A 20,378-nucleotide genomic window follows, 5' to 3' on the forward strand; every position below is an offset into this window, starting at 1 on the left:
CCACGCAGGAAGTTAAGGGCAATAACGGCGACGTCAGCGCTGGACTTGATCAACAGACGCACTAATCAAAAGACGTACTGATCAACAGACGTACTTCAACGGACAAAAAAACGGCCCCGCAGGGCCGTTTCAGGAGATGACATCAGGCGGGCGTACGCTTGCTGAGCCGGAACACACCGATAATCTGTGACAGTCGCTGTGCTTCCTGGGAAAGCGAATCCGAGGCCGCCGCGGACTCTTCCACCAGAGCGGCGTTTTCCTGGGTCATCTGATCCAGCTGGGTGACCGCCTGATTGACCTGGGAGATCCCGGTATTTTGTTCATTGGCAGCGGTGGTGACCTCGGTGATCAAGCCATTGACCCGCTTGATCTGGCTGACGATATCTTCCATGCGCTCACCGGCCTTTTGCACCAGCGCCTGGCCGTTGACGGTTTTGGTCACCGAGGCATCAATGAGCTGCTTGATGTCACGGGCCGCCTGGGTGCTGCGGTTGGCCAGGGTTCGGACCTCGGCGGCCACGACCGCAAACCCTCGACCCTGCTCGCCGGCACGCGCCGCTTCTACAGAGGCGTTGAGCGCCAGCAGGTTGGTCTGGAAGGCAATCGAATCGATCACCCCAATGATATTGGCAATCTCGCTGGATGAGGCGCTGATATCGCTCATGGTGCCGACCACCTCGGTCATCACCTGCCCGCCCTCTTCGGCCGCCTTTGTGGCCTGTGCGGTCAGCTGGGCGGCGTGGCGCGAGGATTCGGTAGAGTTGGCCACCGTACTGGTCAGCTGCTCCATGGCAGCGGCCGACTGCTCAAGGCTTGCCGCCGTCGTCTCGGTACGTCGTGACAGGTCCATGCTGCCGGTCGAGATCTCGGAAGACGCCATGCGCACGTTCTCGCTGCTGTCGCGCACATCGCTCATGACATGATCGATGCGCTCAACGAACCGGTTAAACGATGCTGCAATCTGGTTGACCTCATCATTGCGGGCCGACAGCGGCAGCCGCTGGCTCAAATCGCCCTCGCCTGCGCTGACATCCTGCATCGCATCGCGCACTTCATGCATGCGGCGGAAAATCGGCGTCAGCAGTGCCCAGATCACAAGGGCGGCAAGAATACCCACCACGATCAGGGCCACCACAGTGGTCTTGACCAGACTCACCATGCCGGCCATGGCCTCGCCACGATCCAGCGCCATGACCAGCGTCCAGCTGGTGCCTTCAATCGGCACTGCCGACAACAGCACATCCTGACCGCGCAGGGTCATCTCACGCAGCCGGTCCGAACCGGCCATCTGTGACAGGGTCTGCGAGGTCAGCCCCGCGTCCAGCTCGGTGGCCGGCTTCAGGATCAAGGACTTGTCGGAATGGGCGATCATGATGCCATCAGAGTTGACCATGAAGGCATAGCTGTGCGGCGTGGGATCAACGGCGTTGACGGTATCGATGACACTGTCCATGTCCACATCCGAGCTGACCACGCCGACGGTCTGCCCCTCACGCACGATGGGCGAGGCAAAGGAGACCACCATCTTGCCGGAAGAGGCATCCAGGTAGGGCAGCGTGGCAATGGTATGCCCGGCCGCAAAGGCCTGTTGATACCAGGGGCGCTGGGTCGGCTTGTAGGTCGGTGGAATCTCCCAGTCGACGTCGCTGGTAATGTAGCGATCATCACTGAAGCCGGCATAGACCGTAATCATGTCACCGGCATCCGCAGCCAGGATAAACCGCGACAGGGCATCGTCGGTCAGCGCCTGACGACCGGTGGCTTCGACCACATCCCTTTTGGCCTGGCTCCATTCACTGATGGCCGTGGTGTAGCCTTCGGCCACCGCCGCCTGGGAATGGGTGATGGATTGGGTATTGTACTGACTGGTGACGTAATAAGTGGCGATGCCGGTCAGCACCAGAGCCAGCATTACGATCGCCAGGCAAAACACCAGAATTCGGGTACGAATGGAAGTCAGCACGGCCGGGTCTCTTGTCGTTGATGTGTACAGAACACCTGTCAGGTCATAACGGCGCCTGCATCGTTCGACTTGACCCTGACCGACCCATACTGCGGCTATAGCATCGATAGCGATCAACATGATCCGGACCCACGAAAAGGCCCCGGCACGCATCACCGTGACGAGGCCCTGATGTGATGGCCCGGAAACGGGCCGGGATCGAACGTCAGTAGACGCTGCGCTCGCGCAGCCTGAAGGCACCCACCGTGGTGGCCAGCCGCTGCGCCTGCTGGCTGAGCGACTCGGCGGCGGCGGCCGACTGCTCGACCAGCGCAGCGTTTTGCTGGGTCATGTCATCAAGCTGGGTAATCGCCTGATTGACCTGACCGATGCCGGTGGACTGCTCGCTGGTGGCGCGACTGAGCTCGTCGATCACCGTACTGACCCGCCCGACCTTGCCCACGATCTCGCCCATCGCCTGGCTGGCGGCATTGACCAGTTCCGCACCGCGGACCGTCTCATGGCTCGAGGTGGTGATCAGCGTCTTGATGTCCGTGGCCGCCTGGGCACTGCGGTTGGCGAGGTTGCGCACCTCCTGCGCCACCACCGCGAATCCGCGGCCCTGTTCGCCGGCCCGCGCCGCCTCGACCGAGGCGTTCAGTGCCAGCAGATTGGTCTGGAAGGCAATGCCATCAATGACATCGACAATTGATTCGATTTTTCCAGACGTCTCGCGGATACGCGACATGGTGGCCACCACGACCTGCATCTGCTCGCCGCCACCGCGCGCCATGGAGGCGGCATCAAAGGCCAGGCCGTTGGCTTCCTTCGTGGAAGTGGCCGAATGCTCGACCGTGCTGGTCAGCTCTTCCATGGCCGCCGCCGATTGTTCCAGACTGGCTGCCGTATTCTCGGTGCGCCGGGAGAGGTCGTGCCCGCCGGAGGAGATTTCACCGGCCGCATTCTGGACCTGGCTTGAAGCATCGCGAATCTCGATCAGCGTATCGTTCATGCGATCGGCAAAGGCATTGAAGGCCGTCGCAATGGCGGAAATTTCATCGCTGCCCTCGACCGGCAGGCGCCGGGTCAGGTCGCCCTCGCCGTTGGCCACATTCTCCATGGCTTCGCGTGCCCGGCGAAGACGGGCCAGCACCGGCCTGAGCGCCAGCCACAACACAACGCCCGCCACCAGCGTACTGATTAAAAGCGCTGCCAGCGTGGTATTGCGAATCGAGGCCAGCCCCGCAAGGGCCTCATGACGATCAAGAGCGATATTGAGCTGCCAGTCCACGCCCGGGATGGGGGTGGCCGAAATCAGGTAGTCGCGACCATTGATGCTGACATCGGTCAGCGCATCGCGTCGCCCCATGTCGGCCAGCGCCTTGGCGCTCAGTGCCGGTGACAGGTCGGTGGACGGCTTGAGAATGCGTTTGGCATCGGCATGCACCAGGATTCGGCCATTGCCGTCGGTGATAAAGACAAAGCTTGAGGGGGTCGGTCGGATCTTCAGCGTCTGGGCGCTGACCTGGGTAATGACGGCGTCAGCAGCCACTACCCCGGTGGGACGACCACCGTCCATGACCGGCGTGGCAAAGGAGAGCACCAGGCCACCGGAGGTGGCGTCAATGTAGGGCTCGGTAATGATGGTATGGCCGGCGGCCACGGCCTTTTGATACCACTCGCGCTCGCTGGCCACGTAGTCGGAAGGTGCCTCCCACTGATCGGAAAACAGGGTCCGGCCGTCCTGCCAGGCGACATAGGTGGCCAGTAGCTTGCCGGCGTCGTTGCCCTTCACAAGGCCCGCCATGACATCGCCGTCATCAAGATGATGCGCGATCGACTCAACGATTCCCCGTCGGGTCTCAAACCACTGGCCGATGGCGCCGGCGCCGCTGTTGCCAAGCGTCGCGGCATTTTGCTGCGCACTGGCAAGCTGCGCCTCACGGCTGGCGATATAGATTGTGGCACCGGTGACGACCAGTGCCGTGACCACCAGGGCAATACAGATCAGCTGAATACGGGTACCGATGGAGCGCCGCATGGACAAGGCCCTTGATTATGATGACTCAGAAACGTTTCTGATTAACGACGCGCCAGGGCCCTGGCTTGAGCAGATCGAAGCCTCAAGGAGTAAAGGAATTAAAAAAACCGACAGGCCTTAAAAACCGGTCAGGCCTCGACCGGCCAGACAATTTATCAGTCAGACAATCCACCAGTCAGACGATGCACCAGTCAGACAGGCCACCGCCCCATGACCATCAGGGCTAGTGCCCCAGGATCTGGCCAAGAAATTCGCGGGTGCGTGCTGAGCGCGGCTCGTTGAAAAAGGTTTCGGGCGGGGCGGACTCCACGATCTGGCCTTCATCCATGAAGATCACCCGATCCGCCACCGTCCGGGCAAAGCCCATTTCATGGGTGACGCACAGCATGGTCATGCCTTCATGGGCCAGCTCGATCATGACGTCGAGCACCTCCTTGATCATCTCCGGGTCCAGTGCCGAGGTCGGCTCGTCAAAGAGCATCACCTCCGGATGCATGCACAGCGCCCGCGCAATCGCCACGCGCTGCTGCTGCCCACCGGAGAGCTGTCCCGGATACTTGTGTGCCTGATTGGCGATGCGCACCCGCTCCAGATATTCCATCGCGCTTTTTTCAGCCTCGCGCCGCGGCTTTTTCTGCACCCAGATGGGCGAGAGACAGCAGTTTTCCAGCACCGTAAGGTGGGGAAAGAGATTGAAGTGCTGAAAGACCATGCCGACATTGCGCCGGATCTGCTCGATGCGTTTGACATCGTTGGTCATGGGAATGCCATTGACCACGATCTCGCCCTGCTGATGCGCCTCCAGATGGTTGATACAGCGAATCAGGGTCGACTTGCCCGACCCCGACGGCCCACAGATGACAATGCGCTCGCCGCGGGCCACGTTCAGATCGATGTCGCGCAGAACATGAAAGTCTCCGTACCATTTATTCAGCCGCGATATCGTCACCATGGGGGTGGCTTCCCCCGTGGCGGCCGGCCTGTGCTGGGTATCGCTCATGAAGAACACTCCGGTACACGGCGCTCATGGGCCGTGCTGATGGTGGTTGGCACTAGTGTTGATGGCCGGTATCGAGACGACGCTCCAGGTGCTGGCTATAGCGCGACATGCCAAAGCAGAACACCCAGAACACCAGCGCCGCGAAGACATAGCCTTCGATGGCAAAGCCCAGCCAGTCGCTGTCGGTCAGTCCCGCCTGAATGATGGACAGCACATCGAAAAGCCCGATGATCAGTACCAGCGAGGTGTCCTTGAACAGCGCAATGAACGTATTGACGATGCCCGGGATCACCAGTTTGAGCGCCTGGGGCAGAATGATCAGGCGCATACGCAGCCAGTAGCCCAGCCCCAGCGCGGCACCGGCCTCACCCTGCCCCTTGTCGATGGCCTGCAGGCCGCTGCGCACCACTTCCGCCATGTAGGCACTCCAGAACAGCATGATGCCGATCAGCGCCCGCAGCAGCTTGTCAAACTCCACGTTGGCCGGCACAAACAGCGGCAGCATCACCGACGACATGAACAGCACAGTAATCAGCGGCACGCCGCGCCAGAACTCGATAAAGATCACGCAGATGGCCCGCACCAGGGGCATCTTCGAGCGCCGCCCCAGTGCCAGCAGGACACCCAGCGGCAGCGAGCCCACGATGCCCACCGTGGCAATGGTCAGCGTCAGCATCAGCCCGCCCCAGGCCCGGGTCGGCACGTGAGACAATCCGAACATGCCGCCGAGCAGCAACACCCAGGCGATGATCGGCAGGCCCACCAGCGCCATCAGCGCCGCCGTTCTCTTGCCCGGCAGACGTGGCAGCACCAGCCAGGCGATCAGCGTAAAAAAAAGTCCCAGCACAATATCCACCCGCCAGCGCTCGGCCAGCGGGTAAAAGCCGTAGACGATCTGACTCCAGCGGGTGGAAATGAACACCCAGCAGGCGCCGTCACTGGTGCAGTCGGCGCGCGAACTGCCCACCCAGTCGGCCTGAATCAGCGCCCAGTCGATGACCGGCCACACCAGGCGCACCACCAGCAGTAGCGTCACGATCGAGACCACACTATTGATCGGCCCCGAGAACAGCCGCGTGCGCAGCCAGTGCACCACCCCACCCTGTGGCGTGGGTGGCGGGCGTGAGGCGATGAGCCTCTCTTCACTGTCAGAAGATATGGCAGCCATCTCAACGCTCCTTGAGCGACATGCGCGCGTTGTAGAGATTCATGAGCACCGACACGATCAGCGAGATGCTCAGATAAACCAGCATCGTCATGGTCATGACCTCGATGGCCTGCCCGGTCTGATTGAGCGTGGTGCCGGCAAAGACCGCGACCAGATCGGGATAACCGATGGCCGTGGCCAATGATGAGTTCTTGATCAAATTGAGATACTGGCTGGTCACCTGCGGCACCATCACCCGCATGGCCTGGGGAATGACGATTCGGCGCATGGTCAGTCTGCCGGGCAGCGACAACGAGCGCGCCGCCTCGGTCTGGCCATGCGGCACCGACTGAATGCCCGAGCGCACGATCTCGGCGATAAAGGCCGCGGTATAGATCGACAGCGCCATCCACAGCGCCACCAGCTCCGGCAACACCTGCATGCCGCCGCGAAAATTGAAGCCGGAAAGCTCGGGCACCGACCACTCAAGCGGCGCACCGGTCATCCAGAACGTCGCCAGCGGCAGGCCGATCAACATCAAAAGGCTCAGGGGCAATACCGGCCACTGCTGTCCGGTCGCCGCCTGACGCCGACGCGCGATGATCACCAGCACGATCACGCCCACCACCGCGGCCGCCAGTGCCAGCGGTGTTGCCATGAAGCCGGCCTGCGCCTCGGGGGCAGGCATGATCAGCCCGCGCACGTTGAGATAAAAACTGTCCAGCAGCGAGAGGCTCTGACGCGGCGAGGGCAGAGTGCGCAGCACCGCGAAGTACCAGAACAGGATCTGTAACAGCAGCGGAATATTGCGAAAGATCTCGACGTAAGCCCCGGCCAGCCGCGCCAGCAGCCAGTTGGGAGAGAGCCTTGCCAGGCCGACCAGAAATCCAATGATCGTGGCGACAACGATACCCAGTGCGGAGACCAGCAGTGTATTGGCAAGCCCGACCAGAAAGGTGCGCCCATAGGTACTGGTGTTGCTGGAATAGTCGATCAGGGTCTGGGAAACAGGAAAGCCGGCCCGATGATCAAGAAATTCAAACCCGGTGCGAATGCCCCGGGCGTCCAGGTTCGCCATGGTGTTGTGGATCAAAAAACCAATGGTGCCCAGCACCATCGCCAGTAACAGCACCTGAAAGAAAAGGGCCCGCACCGCCGGGTCACGCCAAAGCGGCCCGCGACCGCGGCGCGGGATGGAAACGGAGGGACGCAACATGAGCAGTATTCTCCAGTGGCATGATGGCCGGCCCCTGCGACCGACCCCGCATCAGGGACAGCGCGCGCCGAATGGCGCGCGTCACTGGTGCTCTATCGCACCGGCATCCCGTATTGCAGCCCGCCGTCGTTCCACAGCGCGTTTTCGCTTCGCTCAAGTTTCAGCGGCGAATCCATGCCGACATTGCGCTCAAAGATTTCGCCGTAGTTGCCCACGCCCTTGATGATGTTATAGGCCCAATCATTGGAAAGTCCCATCTGCTCGCCAAAGTTGCCGTCGCGGCCCAGCAGGCGCGCATCATCCGGCGTTTTGGGGCTGTCGCGCATCTCGTCGACGTTGGCACTGGTAATGCCGGACTCCTCGGCATTGAGCATGGCGTAGAGCGTCCAGCGCACCACCTTCATCCACTGCTCGTCGCCCTGGCGCACCGCAGGGCCCAGCGGCTCCTTGGAAATGCGCTCAGGCAGAATCACGGCGCTTTCCGGGTCGGCAAGCTGCAGCCTCAGCGCAGCCAGCTGGGAAGAATCCGAGGTCAGGACATCGCAGCGCCCGCTGTCAAAACCGGCCGCCGACTGATCGGTCTCATCAAAGCTGACGCCGTTGTAATCCATATCGTTGGCGCGAAAATAGTCCGCCAGATTAAGTTCGGTGGTGGTCCCGGAGATGACACAGACCGAAGCACCATCGAGCTCCTTCGCACTCGAGACCCCGAGATCCTTGCGCACCATCATGCCCTGACCGTCATAGAAAGTGACGCCGGCAAAGGTCAGACCCATCGCGTTATCCCGCGAGGCCGTCCAGGTCGAGTTACGTGAGAGCAGATCGACTTCACCGGACTGCAGCGCGGTAAAGCGCTCCTTGGCCGTCAGCGCGGCAAAGCTCACCTTGTCGGGATCACCGAACACGGCCGCGGCCACGGCGCGACAGAAATCTACATCGATGCCCTGCCACTGCCCCTGAGCATTGGGAGAGGAGAATCCGGCCAGCCCATCGCTGACCCCGCAGCGCAGCTGACCACGGCTTTTCACATCATCAAGCGTGGCCGCAAAAGAGGTCGACGGCCCCAGTGTGGCCAGCAGCGCCAACCCTGCCGCACTCGCCCAGGTCCATGGTTTTTTTGTTGTCATGTTCATTGCAACACTCCGGGTTGTTGAATGATGCGACGCGAGGGCGTAGACCCGCGACGTCCATGACGGTATTGCAAGGAGTGTTCCAGAATGTAAAAAAACAGCGCCAGGGCGCTGTTTTTAAAGAAGAGAGGAAGGCTTTATAGAGCCCCGGAAGACAGGACGGCTGCCCACTGATCAGCAGCGTTGTCCCATAATGGCGCCGGCGCCCGGGGCGTCGCACCATAATGATGCCGCCCGGACACGTTCGCCATCAGGTCTCGGCGAGTGTGGCAGGCAGGGAAAGACGATCACACTGCGCCCTTGTAAGTCTTGTCAGCAGCCGCGACTGGACGGCGCCGCCCATGCCGGGGTCGGTGGCCAGTTTTTTGCGATAGCGCCCGACCATCCGATAGCAGCCGTCACGCAGCGGTACGGGCAACCAGCGCAGACCGGCGGCCGCCGACCAGGGCGGCGTCAGCGACTGCGCCGTGCGCCAGAGCCCGTCGCTGTCGCGATAAAGGGCACCGTCACGAATCAGCCACATGCTGTCCAGATCCTCGGCATCCTCGCCGAAATGGTCTCCCAACTGATGTCCCAGCGCGGACTGCAGGGTTACAAGACCCGTCATGGTCCATGCCTCATGGGCCACAATGGCATGCACCGAACGGCGACATAGCGGACAGTCGCCGTCAAAGACCACCAGCTGACCCGGCCAGTCCGGGTCAGCAGGCGAAGCATCGGGCTTATCCGCGGTGGTGCTATCTGCGGTGGTGCTATCTGCGTTGGTGCTATCTGCGTTAGTGCGCGTTGGTGCTATCCGCGTTGGTGCTATCCGCGTTGGTGCTATTTTCGGTGATACTGGGGACTGAGTTCATGTAACGCCTCGATAAAGACCTGCACGTTCTCGATCGGCGTGAACTGGGAGATGCCGTGGCCCAGATTGAACACGTGGCCATTGCCGGGACCATAGCTTTCCAGAATGCGCGCCACCTCATCACGAATGACCTTCGGTGACCCGAACAGCGCCGAAGGGTCGAGATTGCCCTGCAGGGCGACCTTGTCCCCCACGCGGGCGCGGGCATCGCTCATTTCGGTGGTCCAGTCCAGTCCGACGCCGTCGGCACCGATGTCGGCGATGCTTTCAAGCCACTGACCGCCGTTTTTGGTAAAGACAATCACCGGCACGCGGCGGCCGTCATGCTCACGAATCAGACCCCGCACGATCTTTTCCATGTAGGCCAGCGAGAAGGCCTTGTAGGCCGGCGTGGAGAGCGCCCCACCCCAGGTATCAAAGATCTGCACGGCCTGAGCACCGGCACGAATCTGGGCGTTGAGATAGTCGGTCACGGCCGTGGCCAGCGTGTCCAGCAGCTGGTGCAGCGCTGCGGGGTCGCCGTAGAGCAGGCCCTTGACGTGTCTAAAGTCCTTGCTGGGTCCGCCTTCCACCATGTAGGTAGCCAGCGTCCAGGGGCTGCCCGAAAAGCCGATCAGCGGCACGCGGCCGTTGAGTTCGTGACGAATCGTCGAGACGGCGTTCATGACATAGTCAAGATCACGCTCGGCATCGGGGGCCTTGAGGGCATTGATGGCCGCCGCGTCCCGGACCGGACGCTTGAACATCGGCCCTTCGCCCTGCACGAAGTAAAGCCCCAGATCCATCGCATCGGGAATGGTGAGGATGTCGGAAAACAGGATCGCCGCATCCAGGTCAAAGCGCTCCAGCGGCTGCAGGGTCACTTCACAGGCCATGTCGCGGTTGCGGCACAGGTCCATGAAGCTGCCCGCCTGCTTTCGAACCCTGAGATATTCAGGCAGATAGCGGCCTGCCTGGCGCATCATCCAGACCGGTGTGCGGTCAACGTCCTGCCGCGCCAGGGCGCGCAAAAAGCGATCATTTTGGAGAGTCATGCAGACAAGATCATCCGACAGAAAAATGTCGCTTCATTGTAGCTCAGACAGCCGTGCTGCAGGAGAGGCCATCATGGTGCAATATGTAGGGCTAGTTCCTTCTTTTGAGCATCACCCGGGCACCCTTGTGGGACATGTAGCTAAACGCCACCTGCGCTGCCAGGATAGCGGCTACAGTCGACAGGACGGCTTGCCAACAATATTGAGGTTACCGTGACGATCAGATTTATCGCCAGTTCGCGTCTCCCCATGCCCTGGGCCACGTTCACCATGCATGGCTTTGAAGATGACGAGACCGGCAAGGATCATGTTGTCCTGACGCTGGGCGATGTCGCCGATGGTGAGCCCGTGCTCGGTCGCGTGCACTCCGAGTGCCTGACCGGTGACGCGCTCTTTTCAATGCGATGTGACTGTGGCTATCAGCTGCAGGCTGCGCTCAAGCGCATTGCCGAAGAGGGCCGCGGCGCCCTTTTGTACCTGCGTCAGGAAGGTCGTGGCATTGGCCTGATGAACAAGATTCGGGCTTACCACCTGCAGGATGGCGGTGCCGACACGGTCGAGGCCAACGAAGCGCTTGGTTTTGAAGCCGACATGCGCCGCTACGACATCTGCATTCCGATGCTTGAACAGCTCGGCATCTCCCGACTGCGGCTGATGACCAACAACCCGCGCAAAGTGATCGCCCTGCAAAAGGCCGGCATCGAAATCAGCGAGCGCGTACCGCTCACTACCGGGCTCAATGCCCATAACGAGCAGTACCTGTCGACCAAGGTTGGCAAGCTGGGCCACATGATGGCACTCGATGAGTTTGAAGCGGCCAGTGACGTCGACCGCGAGCACCCCTGAATCAGGCGTGTCACTCCCCGGGCGCCCTGTCGAGCGCCCGGAGGATGCATCAGTCGATATGGCGCGGATAGTAGTGCGGATCAAAGCGCCAGCTCATCACCAGCATGGCGGCAAACAGCACGGCCAGCGCCATCCAGGCGGTCGCAAAGCTTGAGAGCATGTCACGCGCCATGCCGGAGAGCAGCGTGGCGGCCCCCGCGACCAGATAGCCATGCCCCTGCACGAAGGCGGCCAGGTCGCCCACTCGGGCGGGGTCACGGTGATGGTCCATCGGCACCAGTACCGAGAGCGAAAAGAGCGCGCCAATGCCCAGTCCCAGCAGCGTGCCCCACAGCACGGCAAAGGCCACGCCGTCGGGTTTTAAACACAGTCCGACAAAGCCGATCAGGGACATTCCCACCGTCAGATACAGGGCCCGACGCCGGTCCAGACTGTAGCGCACCAGAAAGGGCGCACCGACGCTGGCGATCACCTGCAAAAGGGTCACATAGCCCAGCAGCAGCCCGGCATCCCCGGCACTCCAGCCCAGCGCCAGATAGTACGGTGGCAGCCACGCCATGACGCAGGCATAGCCGGCCGTGCCGAAGCCAAAAAAGAGCGCCAGCGTCCAGGCTCGCGGAATACGCGACAGCGGCGTGGCCTCGGCAGAGCGCTCACGCGGTACCGGCGTGAGCATCTGGCTGCCCAGGCGATGCCACAGCAAAAGCGCCACGGGCACCAGAATGGCCCAGCCGGCCAGCCCCAGACGCCACCCGCCCATCGATGCAAACCAGGGCGCCAGACCCGAGGCCAGCGCCCCGCCGCCAATAATGGCGCCGATATAAAGCCCGGTGGCGGTTTCGACCGTGTTGGGCAGTGTGACCTTGATCAGGGCCGGCATCAGCGCCTGGATCAGGGCGATGCCCGCGCCGATCGCAATCGCCGAAAGGGCCAGCAGCATGAAGCTATCGCCGCCAAGGCGTACCAGCGAGGCCAGCCCGATCAGCGTCAGTGACCCCATGACGATGCGGTGTCGATCCCAGCGCCGAATCAGCTGCATGCCCTGAAAACAGGCCAGCCCCATGGCCAGAAACGGCAGCGTGGTCAGAAGGGAAGCCGTGGTGTAGCTCACCGACAGCTCGTTTTGAATCCGATCCAGCAGGGGGCCCACGGCGGCAATCGAGGGGCGAAGATTGAGTCCGACCCACACGATCAGCACATACAGCCATAGATAGCGCGCGGTGGGTTGCTCAAATCCTGCCTCGGTGACCTTCATGACACTCCCCGGTGAATGAATGGCGAACGCCGCAGCCGATATCGACAGCGGCGAGGCCATGCTAGTCATCCCCGGGCGAATTTGCCATGACGATAGCACCCGCAGGCCAAGGTCGATGGGTTATGCTCGACGTCGAAGGTCCGACCATAACAACACGATGAGAAGCGAGAGAGGGAATGGACACACCGCGCCACCAGATCACCATGACCGTTTTGATGACCCCGGACATGGCCAACTTTTCCGGCAAGGTCCACGGCGGCACACTGCTGAAATATCTTGATGAGGTCGCCTACGCCTGTGCCAGCCGCTGGGCCGGGCACTACGTGGTCACGCTGTCAGTGGATCAGGTCATGTTTCGCCAGCCCATCCATGTCGGCGAACTGGTCACCTTTCTGGGCTCGGTCAACTATACCGGACGCTCCTCGATGGAAATCGGCATCAAGGTGATTGCCGAGGACATCCGCGCCGGCGTGGTCCGCCATACCAACAGCTGCTATTTCACCATGGTGGCCGTCGGCGATGACGGCAAATCGGTGGAAGTACCGCAGATCGAGCCCGCCACTGACGTTGAGCGCCAGCGTTTTGAATCCGGCCTGAGACGCCGCGAACTGCGGCGCGAGATGGAGCAGCGCTTTAGCGAGATCCGAGAGACCAAAAGCGCTCAATAAACCCCGGCGGCGGGCGCCGCCGGGACCAGACTCAGCCCTGTCCGCGCGCCTGCGTGATCCGCTCGTAGGCGTTGCTGATCTCGCTGGTACGCTGTTCGGCCATGCGCCGCATGCTGTCGGGCATGCCCTTGCCGGCGAGCTTGTCGGGATGGTTCTGACTCATCAGCTTGCGGTAGGCGCGCTTGATCTCGGCGTCGGTGGCATCAGCTGACACCCCCAGTACTCGATAGGCTTCTTCCAGCGGCTGGGCACTTTCCTGAGTGCCACCGGCATTGGCAGCACCGTTAAGCATCGCCTCAAGACGTGAAAGCTCCTCCTGCGAGCAGCCCAGTCCTTTAGCCACCCGCATCAGCATGTCGCGCTCGGATTGTTCGACCTTGCCATCGGCGGCCAGCGCTACAAGCTGTACCTGGAAAAAGACCTGTAACAGCCCGCGCTGCGCTCCGACAATCTGGCGCAGCCCGGCAAGCTCCCCTTCAAGATCAAAGTGGTCCTGCTGACCACGCTCGAAATCGGCGCGCGCCTTCTCACGCTGCTCACCGTTAAGGTTCAGCCGGTCAAACACGGCCTCGGCGCTTTGACGCTCACGCTCGGACACCTCGCCATCGGCACGACTCATGGCGCCCATCACTGCAAAGGTGGCAGAGAGAAAGCGGGTCTGACGCTCGGCCAGCTTGCCGATCAGCTTGACGCGCAGCCAGCGCACCAGCGCGTAGCCTACAAGGGCACCAATCAGGAGCCCGGGCAGCCGGCCGATGGCATAGCCGATCATGGCGGCAATAAAGGTAACAATCAGCATGAGATGATTCTGTTTCCGGTTGATTGAAGGGCGTCAGCGACCCAGGCGATGGCGAATCGAGGCCTCGATGCCCTCGGCATCCAGCCCGCACTCGGCCAGCAGTTCACCTGGCGTACCGTGCTCGATGAAGTGATCGGGGATGCCCAAATGCAAAAGAGAAATGCGCACGTTTTCAGCCGCCAGCAGTTCCCCCACGCCACTGCCTGCTCCACCGGCAATCACGTTCTCCTCAAGGGTCACGACCAGACCGTGCTCTGCCGACGCGGCCAGAATGGCCTCACGGTCCAGCGGTTTCACAAAACGCATGTCATACACCGTGGCATCGAGCCGCTCGGCCACCTTGAGCGCCTGCGTCAGCAAGCTGCCAAAGACCAGCAGCGCCACACCCTGCTCGCCCTTTTGACCTTCCCGTCGCAGATCGGCACGACCGATCTCCAGCGGTTCAAGCCCCGGTTCAAAGGCCGTGCCCGGTCCGGTGCCACGCGGATAACGCACTGCCGCCGGCCCTTCGTACTGATAGGCCGTGGTCAGCATGCGATAGCACTCGCGCTCATCACTGGGCGCCATGACCACCATGCCCGGCACGCAGCGCAGATAGGAAAGATCCAGCGTGCCGTGATGGGTCGCGCCGTCCTCACCGACCAGACCGGCGCGGTCGATGGCAAAGGTCACATCGAGTCCCTGCACGGCGACATCGTGGACCAGCTGATCGTAGCCGCGCTGCAGGAAGGTGGAGTAGATCGCCACCACCGGCTTGACGTCTTCACAGGCCATGCCGGCGGCCAGCGTAACCGCATGCTGCTCGGCAATCGCCACGTCGTAGTAACGCGCCGGATATTCCTTTGAAAAGCGGATCATGTCGGAGCCTTCACGCATGGCCGGCGTGATGCCCACCAGGCGCGGATCGCGTTCGGCGGTATCGCACAGCCACTGACCGAAGACGTTGCAGAACTTGAACTTTTTGGGCGCAGGCACCGGTGGTACCTCGCTCTTGTCCTTCTCGAGCTTGGTGATCGCGTGATAGCCGATCGGATCGCCCTCGGCCGGCTCGAAGCCCTTGCCCTTGCGGGTCACGATGTGCAGAAACTGAGGCCCCTTGCGGTTTTTCAGCTCGCGCAGGGTGCGAATCAACAGCGGCAGATCGTGACCGTCGATGGGGCCGACGTAGTTAAAACCCATTTCTTCAAAGAGCGTGGCCGGCGTGAGCATGCCCTTGACGTGCTCTTCGGTACGTCGGGCAATGTCCAGCGCGCCGGGCAGATGCGACAGCACCCGCTTGCTGCCCTCGCGGGCCGCCACATAGGGACCGCTGTTGAGAATACGGGCCAGATAGGTGGCCATGCCGCCAACGTTTTCCGAGATCGACATCTCGTTGTCATTGAGCACCACCAGCATGTTGGCATCGACGTGGCCGGCATGCGCCAGCGCCTCAAAGGCCATGCCGGCCGTCAGCGCACCGTCACCGATCACGGCGCATACGCGGCGATTGTCACCGCGGGTACGCGCTGCCAGCGCCATGCCCAGTGCCGCCGAGATGGAGGTACTGGAATGGCCCACGCCAAAGGTGTCATAGGGCGACTCATCGCGACGCGGGAAGGCACCCAGACCCTGATAGCGGCGCATGCTCTCCATCGCCTCGCGTCGCCCGGTCAGGATCTTGTGCGGATAGGTCTGATGACCCACGTCCCAGACCAGGCGGTCGTGTGGCGTGTTGTACTGCTGATGCAGCGCAATGGTCAGCTCGATGACCCCAAGGCCGGCGCCAAAGTGGCCTCCTGTGCAGCCGACGCTATAGAGCAGGAAAGCCCTGAGTTCGTCGGCCAGGCGCAGAAGCTGCTGCTCATCGAGACTGCGCAGATCCGAAGGCGCCTCGATGCGGTCCAGCAGCGGCGTGGCCGGTCTTGTGGTCGGTATATTGTCAAACAGCTTCATAGCGCCTCAATGGCCTGTCAGGATCCCGTCCCTGGTCCTGTATAACCCCGGGACATCAATAAGTGTCTTGTCCGACGCGCGGCCGTGTCAGTGATCGCGCTCGATCATGTAACGGGCAATGGCGGCCAGCATCTCGCCGCGCTCGCCCAGCGGGGTCAGGGCTGCCAACGCCTGATCAAACAGTGCACGGGCCCGGCGCTGTGCTTCTTCCAGCCCCAGCAGCGCCGGATAGGTCGGCTTGTCACGCAGCGCATCGGCGCCCTGGGTCTTGCCCAGCACCTCGGTCGAGCCGGTCACATCCAGAATGTCGTCCTGAATCTGGAAGGCCAGGCCAATGGCGCGGGCATATTCACTTAGCGCCTGTAGATGCGCCGGCTGGACACTGGGTGCGGCCAGCGCGCCCAGCGACAGTGCCGCCTCAATCAGGGCACCGGTCTTGTGATGATGAATGGCCATCAGGGCCTCGACATCCAGCTGGCGACCCACGGCGTCCAGATCCAGCGCCTGCCCCCCGGCCATGCCGGCGCGGCCGGCACAGCGGGCCAGCGTTGCCACCATCTCGGCGGCCCGCGGCTGGCCGGTCCCGGCCAGCACTTCAAAGGCCAGGGTCTGCAGGGCATCGCCTGCCAGCAGAGCCGTGGCCTCGTCAAAGGCGCGGTGGCAGGTGGGTCGACCACGACGCAGGTCGTCATCATCCATGCAGGGCAGATCGTCATGAACGAGCGAGTAGGCATGAATCAGCTCAAGCGCCACGGCCGGAGCATCCAGTGCCGCGTCGTCTGCCGCCAGTGCCTGACCGGCGGCGTAGACCAGAATGGCGCGCAGTCGCTTGCCACCGCCCAGCACGCTGTAGCGCATGGCCTCTTCAAGCCGGGAAGCCTGCGCAGGCGCTGCGTTTTCCAGCACCGCGCCCAGTTGCGCCTCGATCCTGTCACGCAGCGTCGTCATCAGGGCGCCAACATTCACCCCAGCCGTGTCCACCGTCATGTCTCACCCATCATGCGTCGTTGTCTCGCGATTGTTCATCCAGCGGTGGTGACATCAGTGAGCCGTCACCCTGCTCCAGCAGCTGCTGTACTCGCAGTTCGGCCTGTTCAAGGCGCGTGCGCGCGTCACGAACCAGCGCGATGCCGTGCTCGAAATCCTCAAGCGAGGCTTCAAGGCTTAAATCTCCCGATTCCAGGCGTCTGACCAGAGCTTCAAGCGCGGTCAGGGCCCCGGCGAAATCGGACGGGGTCTGCGCCGCCGGCGTCGATGACGCTGCAGCGGTCTGATCATTCAATTGCGCGGACTCGGGCCCTGGTGTCATGCGTAATCCTGTGAACGCCGGTACATGGCTTGAGATAAAGGTGTCGGCAACGGTCAGGCACCGACAGCCTCCAAGTATACACATCCGCTACGCTTTTGACGCCGCCCGGCCCACGGATCAGGGCATCACACAACCCGCTTTGAAAAACCCCTGCCTGCAGCGGATTCATCTGCAAAATGCGGAAGTTTCAACGAGGCGCGCAGGGGCAGGCCATGCACCATGACCGCCACCATGCTAGGATAACCGCCCCGCCGAGCCGGGCCATCCGGGCAGCTTCTCCCGCTGCCACATCGATGCCCGATTGATTTCGGCCGATATCGGGCCGCGCCCGCTATCCGTATTCCGACTTTCCCTCAGGCCAGCCGATTAAAGGGTTGATGCGCACATGGCTAAAACGTCTCTGGACAAGAGCAAGATCAAGGTTCTGCTGCTCGAGGGCGTCCACCAGTCCGCCGTGGACAACTTTCAAAATGCCGGTTACAGCAATATCGAGCGTCTGACGACGTCGCTGAGCGAAGAGGATCTGATCGAGAAGATCCGCGACGCCCATTTCATCGGTATTCGCTCGCGCACGCAATTGAACGAACGTGTGTTGAGCGCCGCCGAGCGCCTGGTGGCCATCGGCTGTTTCTGCATCGGCACCAATCAGGTGGATCTGCCGGCAGCCCTCAAGCTCGGCATCCCGGTGTTCAATGCGCCCTACTCCAATACCCGCTCGGTCGCCGAGCTGGTACTGGCCGAGACCATCATGATGCTGCGCGGCATCCCCGAGAAAAACGCTCGCGCCCATGACGGTGGCTGGCTGAAGTCCGCCAGCAACTCGTTTGAGGCCCGCGGCAAGACACTGGGCATCGTCGGCTACGGCAGCATCGGTGCCCAGCTGTCGGTACTGGCCGAGTCGGTAGGCCTGAACGTCATCTATTACGACACCATCACCAAGCTGGGCATGGGTAACGCCCGCCAGGTCGGCAGCCTGCAGGAGCTGATGGCGCGCGCCGACATCGTCACCCTGCACGTTCCCGAAACACGCTCGACCACCTGGATGATCGGTCGTGACGAGCTGGCACTGATGAAACAGGGCAGTTACCTGATCAATGCCTCGCGCGGCAAGGTCGTCGACATCGAAGCCCTGGCGGAAGTGCTGGAATCCGGCAAGCTGCTGGGCGCTGCCATCGACGTTTTCCCGGTCGAGCCCAAGGGTAATGACGAGGAATTCATCTCGCCGCTGCGCAAATTCGATAACGTGATCCTGACCCCGCACATTGGCGGCTCCACCGTCGAGGCGCAGGAAAACATCGGTGTCGAAGTCTCTGAAAAGCTCATTACCTTTTCCGACAACGGCACGACCATTACCTCGGTCAACTTCCCCGAAGTCGCCCTGCCGTCGCACCCGGACAAGCACCGTCTTTTGCACATTCATGCCAACGTGCCGGGGGTGCTTTCCGAGATCAACCGCGTGCTGGGCAACGAAGGCATCAACATCTCCGCGCAGTTTCTTCAGACCAATGAAGAAGTCGGCTACGTGGTCATCGATGTCGACAAGGCCTATGGTGAACAGGCGCTCAATGCCCTGCGCGAGGTCAACCATACCCTGCGTACGCGCGTGCTCTACTCTCAGGCCGACAGTGAGTAATCCATGGCCGACCGGTCCAAAGAGGATGATGCCATGAAGGACCCGCGGCTTTTGATCGTGATCGTGGCAGGCATCGTACTGGTGCTGTTTTTTGTCTTTGCAGCGCTGGCCTAGCGACTGACAGGCAAGCCACCACGGGCCATCAACGGGCGCCTTCTTCAGGAGGCGCCCGTTGTCATGTCAGCGCTGTCATCGTCCCCTCCCTTGCCTTCTCATGACGGGCAACCATCACTGTCCGTCTGATAGATAGACAGACCCACCCGTTTACATCACGTATCGATAAATCGTTAGCAGACTATCACTTTGCTTTCTATCCTTCTTTCCGGGTCGGCAGGATGTCGATCATCGCCCATATTGTCGGTCACCACGCTGACCGAAGATTTCACGGAGGAAACATCATGAAGGCACTGGTTTATCAGGGCAGCAACGACGTGCGCGTTGAAAACGTTCCCGAACCCACGCTCCAGCAGGACGATGACATTGTTCTGCGCGTGACCTCGACGGCCATCTGTGGCTCTGACCTTCACCTTTACCGCGGCTCGATGCCGGCCACCGAGCCCGGCGACATCTTTGGTCACGAGTTCATGGGCATCGTTGAAGAGGCCGGCCCTGCCGTCACCAGCGTCAAGAAGGGAGATCGCGTGGTCGTGCCGTTCGTGATTGCCTGCGGCAGCTGCTTTTTCTGCCAGCATTCGCTGTATGCGGCGTGTGAGGCCACCAACCCCAACGAGGGCGCGGCGCTGAACAAGAAGTCGATTCCGGCGCCGGCGGCGCTGTTTGGCTTTTCACACATGTACGGCGGCATTCCCGGCGGTCAGGCCGAGTACGTGCGCGTGCCAAACGCCAATGCCGGCCCCTATGCCATCCCGGACGGCATGGACGACGAGCAGGTGCTGTTCATGTCGGACATCCTGCCGACCGGCTATCAGGCCGTGCTTAACGCCGGCGTCACAAAGGGCTCGAGCCTGGCCATTTTCGGGGCCGGCCCGGTGGGCCTGATGTCAGCGGCGTGTGCACGCATGGAAGGCGCCGAGCAGATCATCATGGTCGACAACCAGCAGTATCGCCTTGATTTCGCACAGAAGACCTATGGCGTCGAGACCCTCAACTTCGATCAGGTCGAGGATGTGGCCGAAGCCATCATTCAAATGAGTGAAGGCCGTCGTGGCGTGGACGCCGTGATCGATGCGGTAGGTTACGAAGCCAAGGGGCACGGCGGCAAAATGCCGGCCATGAACAACTTCGAGGTCGAAAGCAGCGATATCGCCCTGCATCAGTGCATGGCCGCCGTTCGTCGCGGGGGCAGCATCAGCATTCCGGGCGTCTATGCCGGTGCCGTGAACGGCTTTTTGATCGGTGACTTCTTCGACAAGGGGCTGACCATGAAAGGTGGCCAGACCCACGTTCACGATTATCTGCCGACCCTGATGGAGGCCATCGACCAGGGCAGACTCAAGCCCGAGGCGATCATCAGCCACCGCATGAAACTCGATCAGGCTGCCGAGGCCTATCGCCTGTTTGATGCCAAGGAAGATGACTGCCGCAAGATCGTGCTGACGCCGTAAGATCTTCT

General features: G+C 61.8%; 17 protein-coding genes. 4 read left to right on the forward strand and 13 right to left on the reverse strand.

The window, feature by feature from the left end:
- Positions 1-142: 142 nt before the first annotated feature.
- From ACUN8C_RS15315 to hemE, 8 genes are all read right to left on the reverse strand, one after another.
- Complete coding sequence (locus ACUN8C_RS15315) at positions 143-1,963, reverse strand: methyl-accepting chemotaxis protein (protein ID WP_445620024.1); 1,821 nt, start codon at positions 1,961-1,963, stop codon at positions 143-145.
- Positions 1,964-2,168: 205 nt separating this feature from the next.
- Positions 2,169-3,983, reverse strand: a complete 1,815-nt coding sequence (locus ACUN8C_RS15320; protein ID WP_445620025.1) for a methyl-accepting chemotaxis protein — start codon at positions 3,981-3,983, stop codon at positions 2,169-2,171.
- A gap of 223 nt (positions 3,984-4,206) precedes the next feature.
- Positions 4,207-4,935 carry an amino acid ABC transporter ATP-binding protein gene (locus tag ACUN8C_RS15325; RefSeq protein WP_445621873.1) on the reverse strand — a complete coding sequence of 243 codons (729 nt, stop codon included), beginning with the start codon at positions 4,933-4,935 and terminating at the stop codon, positions 4,207-4,209.
- A 100-nt stretch (positions 4,936-5,035) separates the two neighbouring features.
- Complete coding sequence (locus ACUN8C_RS15330; protein WP_445620026.1) at positions 5,036-6,151, reverse strand: amino acid ABC transporter permease; 1,116 nt, start codon at positions 6,149-6,151, stop codon at positions 5,036-5,038.
- Position 6,152: 1 nt separating this feature from the next.
- A complete protein-coding gene (locus ACUN8C_RS15335; RefSeq protein WP_445620027.1) occupies positions 6,153-7,346 on the reverse strand; it encodes an amino acid ABC transporter permease in 1,194 nt (397 codons plus the stop codon).
- 92 nt (positions 7,347-7,438) lie between these two features.
- Entirely contained in the window at positions 7,439-8,473 is a 1,035-nt protein-coding gene (locus ACUN8C_RS15340) for an amino acid ABC transporter substrate-binding protein (RefSeq protein WP_445620028.1), read from the reverse strand.
- Between the two features lie 253 nt (positions 8,474-8,726).
- On the reverse strand, positions 8,727-9,155 hold the full coding sequence (locus ACUN8C_RS15345) for a thiol-disulfide oxidoreductase DCC family protein (protein WP_445620029.1): 429 nt from the start codon (positions 9,153-9,155) through the stop codon (positions 8,727-8,729).
- A 143-nt stretch (positions 9,156-9,298) separates the two neighbouring features.
- Positions 9,299-10,363, reverse strand: a complete 1,065-nt coding sequence (gene hemE / locus ACUN8C_RS15350) for a uroporphyrinogen decarboxylase (protein ID WP_445620030.1) — start codon at positions 10,361-10,363, stop codon at positions 9,299-9,301.
- 213 nt (positions 10,364-10,576) lie between these two features.
- Between hemE and ribA the strand changes: the two genes are divergently transcribed.
- A complete protein-coding gene (gene ribA / locus ACUN8C_RS15355; RefSeq protein ID WP_445620031.1) occupies positions 10,577-11,209 on the forward strand; it encodes a GTP cyclohydrolase II in 633 nt (210 codons plus the stop codon).
- 49 nt (positions 11,210-11,258) lie between these two features.
- Here ribA and ACUN8C_RS15360 read toward each other — a convergent pair whose 3' ends face one another.
- Positions 11,259-12,524: an MFS transporter gene (locus tag ACUN8C_RS15360; RefSeq protein ID WP_445620032.1), complete on the reverse strand. Its 1,266-nt coding sequence runs from the start codon at positions 12,522-12,524 to the stop codon at positions 11,259-11,261.
- 116 nt (positions 12,525-12,640) lie between these two features.
- Between ACUN8C_RS15360 and ACUN8C_RS15365 the strand changes: the two genes are divergently transcribed.
- Entirely contained in the window at positions 12,641-13,132 is a 492-nt protein-coding gene (locus tag ACUN8C_RS15365; RefSeq protein ID WP_445620033.1) for an acyl-CoA thioesterase, read from the forward strand.
- Between the two features lie 31 nt (positions 13,133-13,163).
- Here the strand turns inward: ACUN8C_RS15365 and djlA are convergent, their stop codons facing one another.
- The 4 genes from djlA to xseB form a co-directional block, all read right to left on the reverse strand.
- Positions 13,164-13,931, reverse strand: a complete 768-nt coding sequence (djlA, locus tag ACUN8C_RS15370; RefSeq protein WP_445620034.1) for a co-chaperone DjlA — start codon at positions 13,929-13,931, stop codon at positions 13,164-13,166.
- Between the two features lie 33 nt (positions 13,932-13,964).
- Positions 13,965-15,863 (reverse strand): 1-deoxy-D-xylulose-5-phosphate synthase, encoded by a 1,899-nt coding sequence (gene dxs, locus ACUN8C_RS15375; protein WP_445620035.1) that lies wholly within the window; start codon positions 15,861-15,863, stop codon positions 13,965-13,967.
- An 87-nt stretch (positions 15,864-15,950) separates the two neighbouring features.
- The gene (locus ACUN8C_RS15380) at positions 15,951-16,850 is read right to left on the reverse strand and encodes a farnesyl diphosphate synthase (protein ID WP_445620036.1); all 900 of its coding nucleotides are present in this window, start codon (positions 16,848-16,850) and stop codon (positions 15,951-15,953) included.
- Between the two features lie 10 nt (positions 16,851-16,860).
- Complete coding sequence (xseB, locus tag ACUN8C_RS15385) at positions 16,861-17,172, reverse strand: exodeoxyribonuclease VII small subunit (protein ID WP_445620037.1); 312 nt, start codon at positions 17,170-17,172, stop codon at positions 16,861-16,863.
- A gap of 385 nt (positions 17,173-17,557) precedes the next feature.
- Between xseB and serA the strand changes: the two genes are divergently transcribed.
- Both serA and ACUN8C_RS15395 read left to right on the forward strand, forming a co-directional pair.
- A complete protein-coding gene (gene serA, locus ACUN8C_RS15390) occupies positions 17,558-18,805 on the forward strand; it encodes a phosphoglycerate dehydrogenase (protein ID WP_445620038.1) in 1,248 nt (415 codons plus the stop codon).
- Positions 18,806-19,203: 398 nt separating this feature from the next.
- Positions 19,204-20,370 (forward strand): zinc-dependent alcohol dehydrogenase, encoded by a 1,167-nt coding sequence (locus ACUN8C_RS15395; protein WP_445620039.1) that lies wholly within the window; start codon positions 19,204-19,206, stop codon positions 20,368-20,370.
- Positions 20,371-20,378 lie beyond the last annotated feature (8 nt).

The sequence above is a fragment of the Kushneria sp. Sum13 genome (assembly GCF_052692355.1).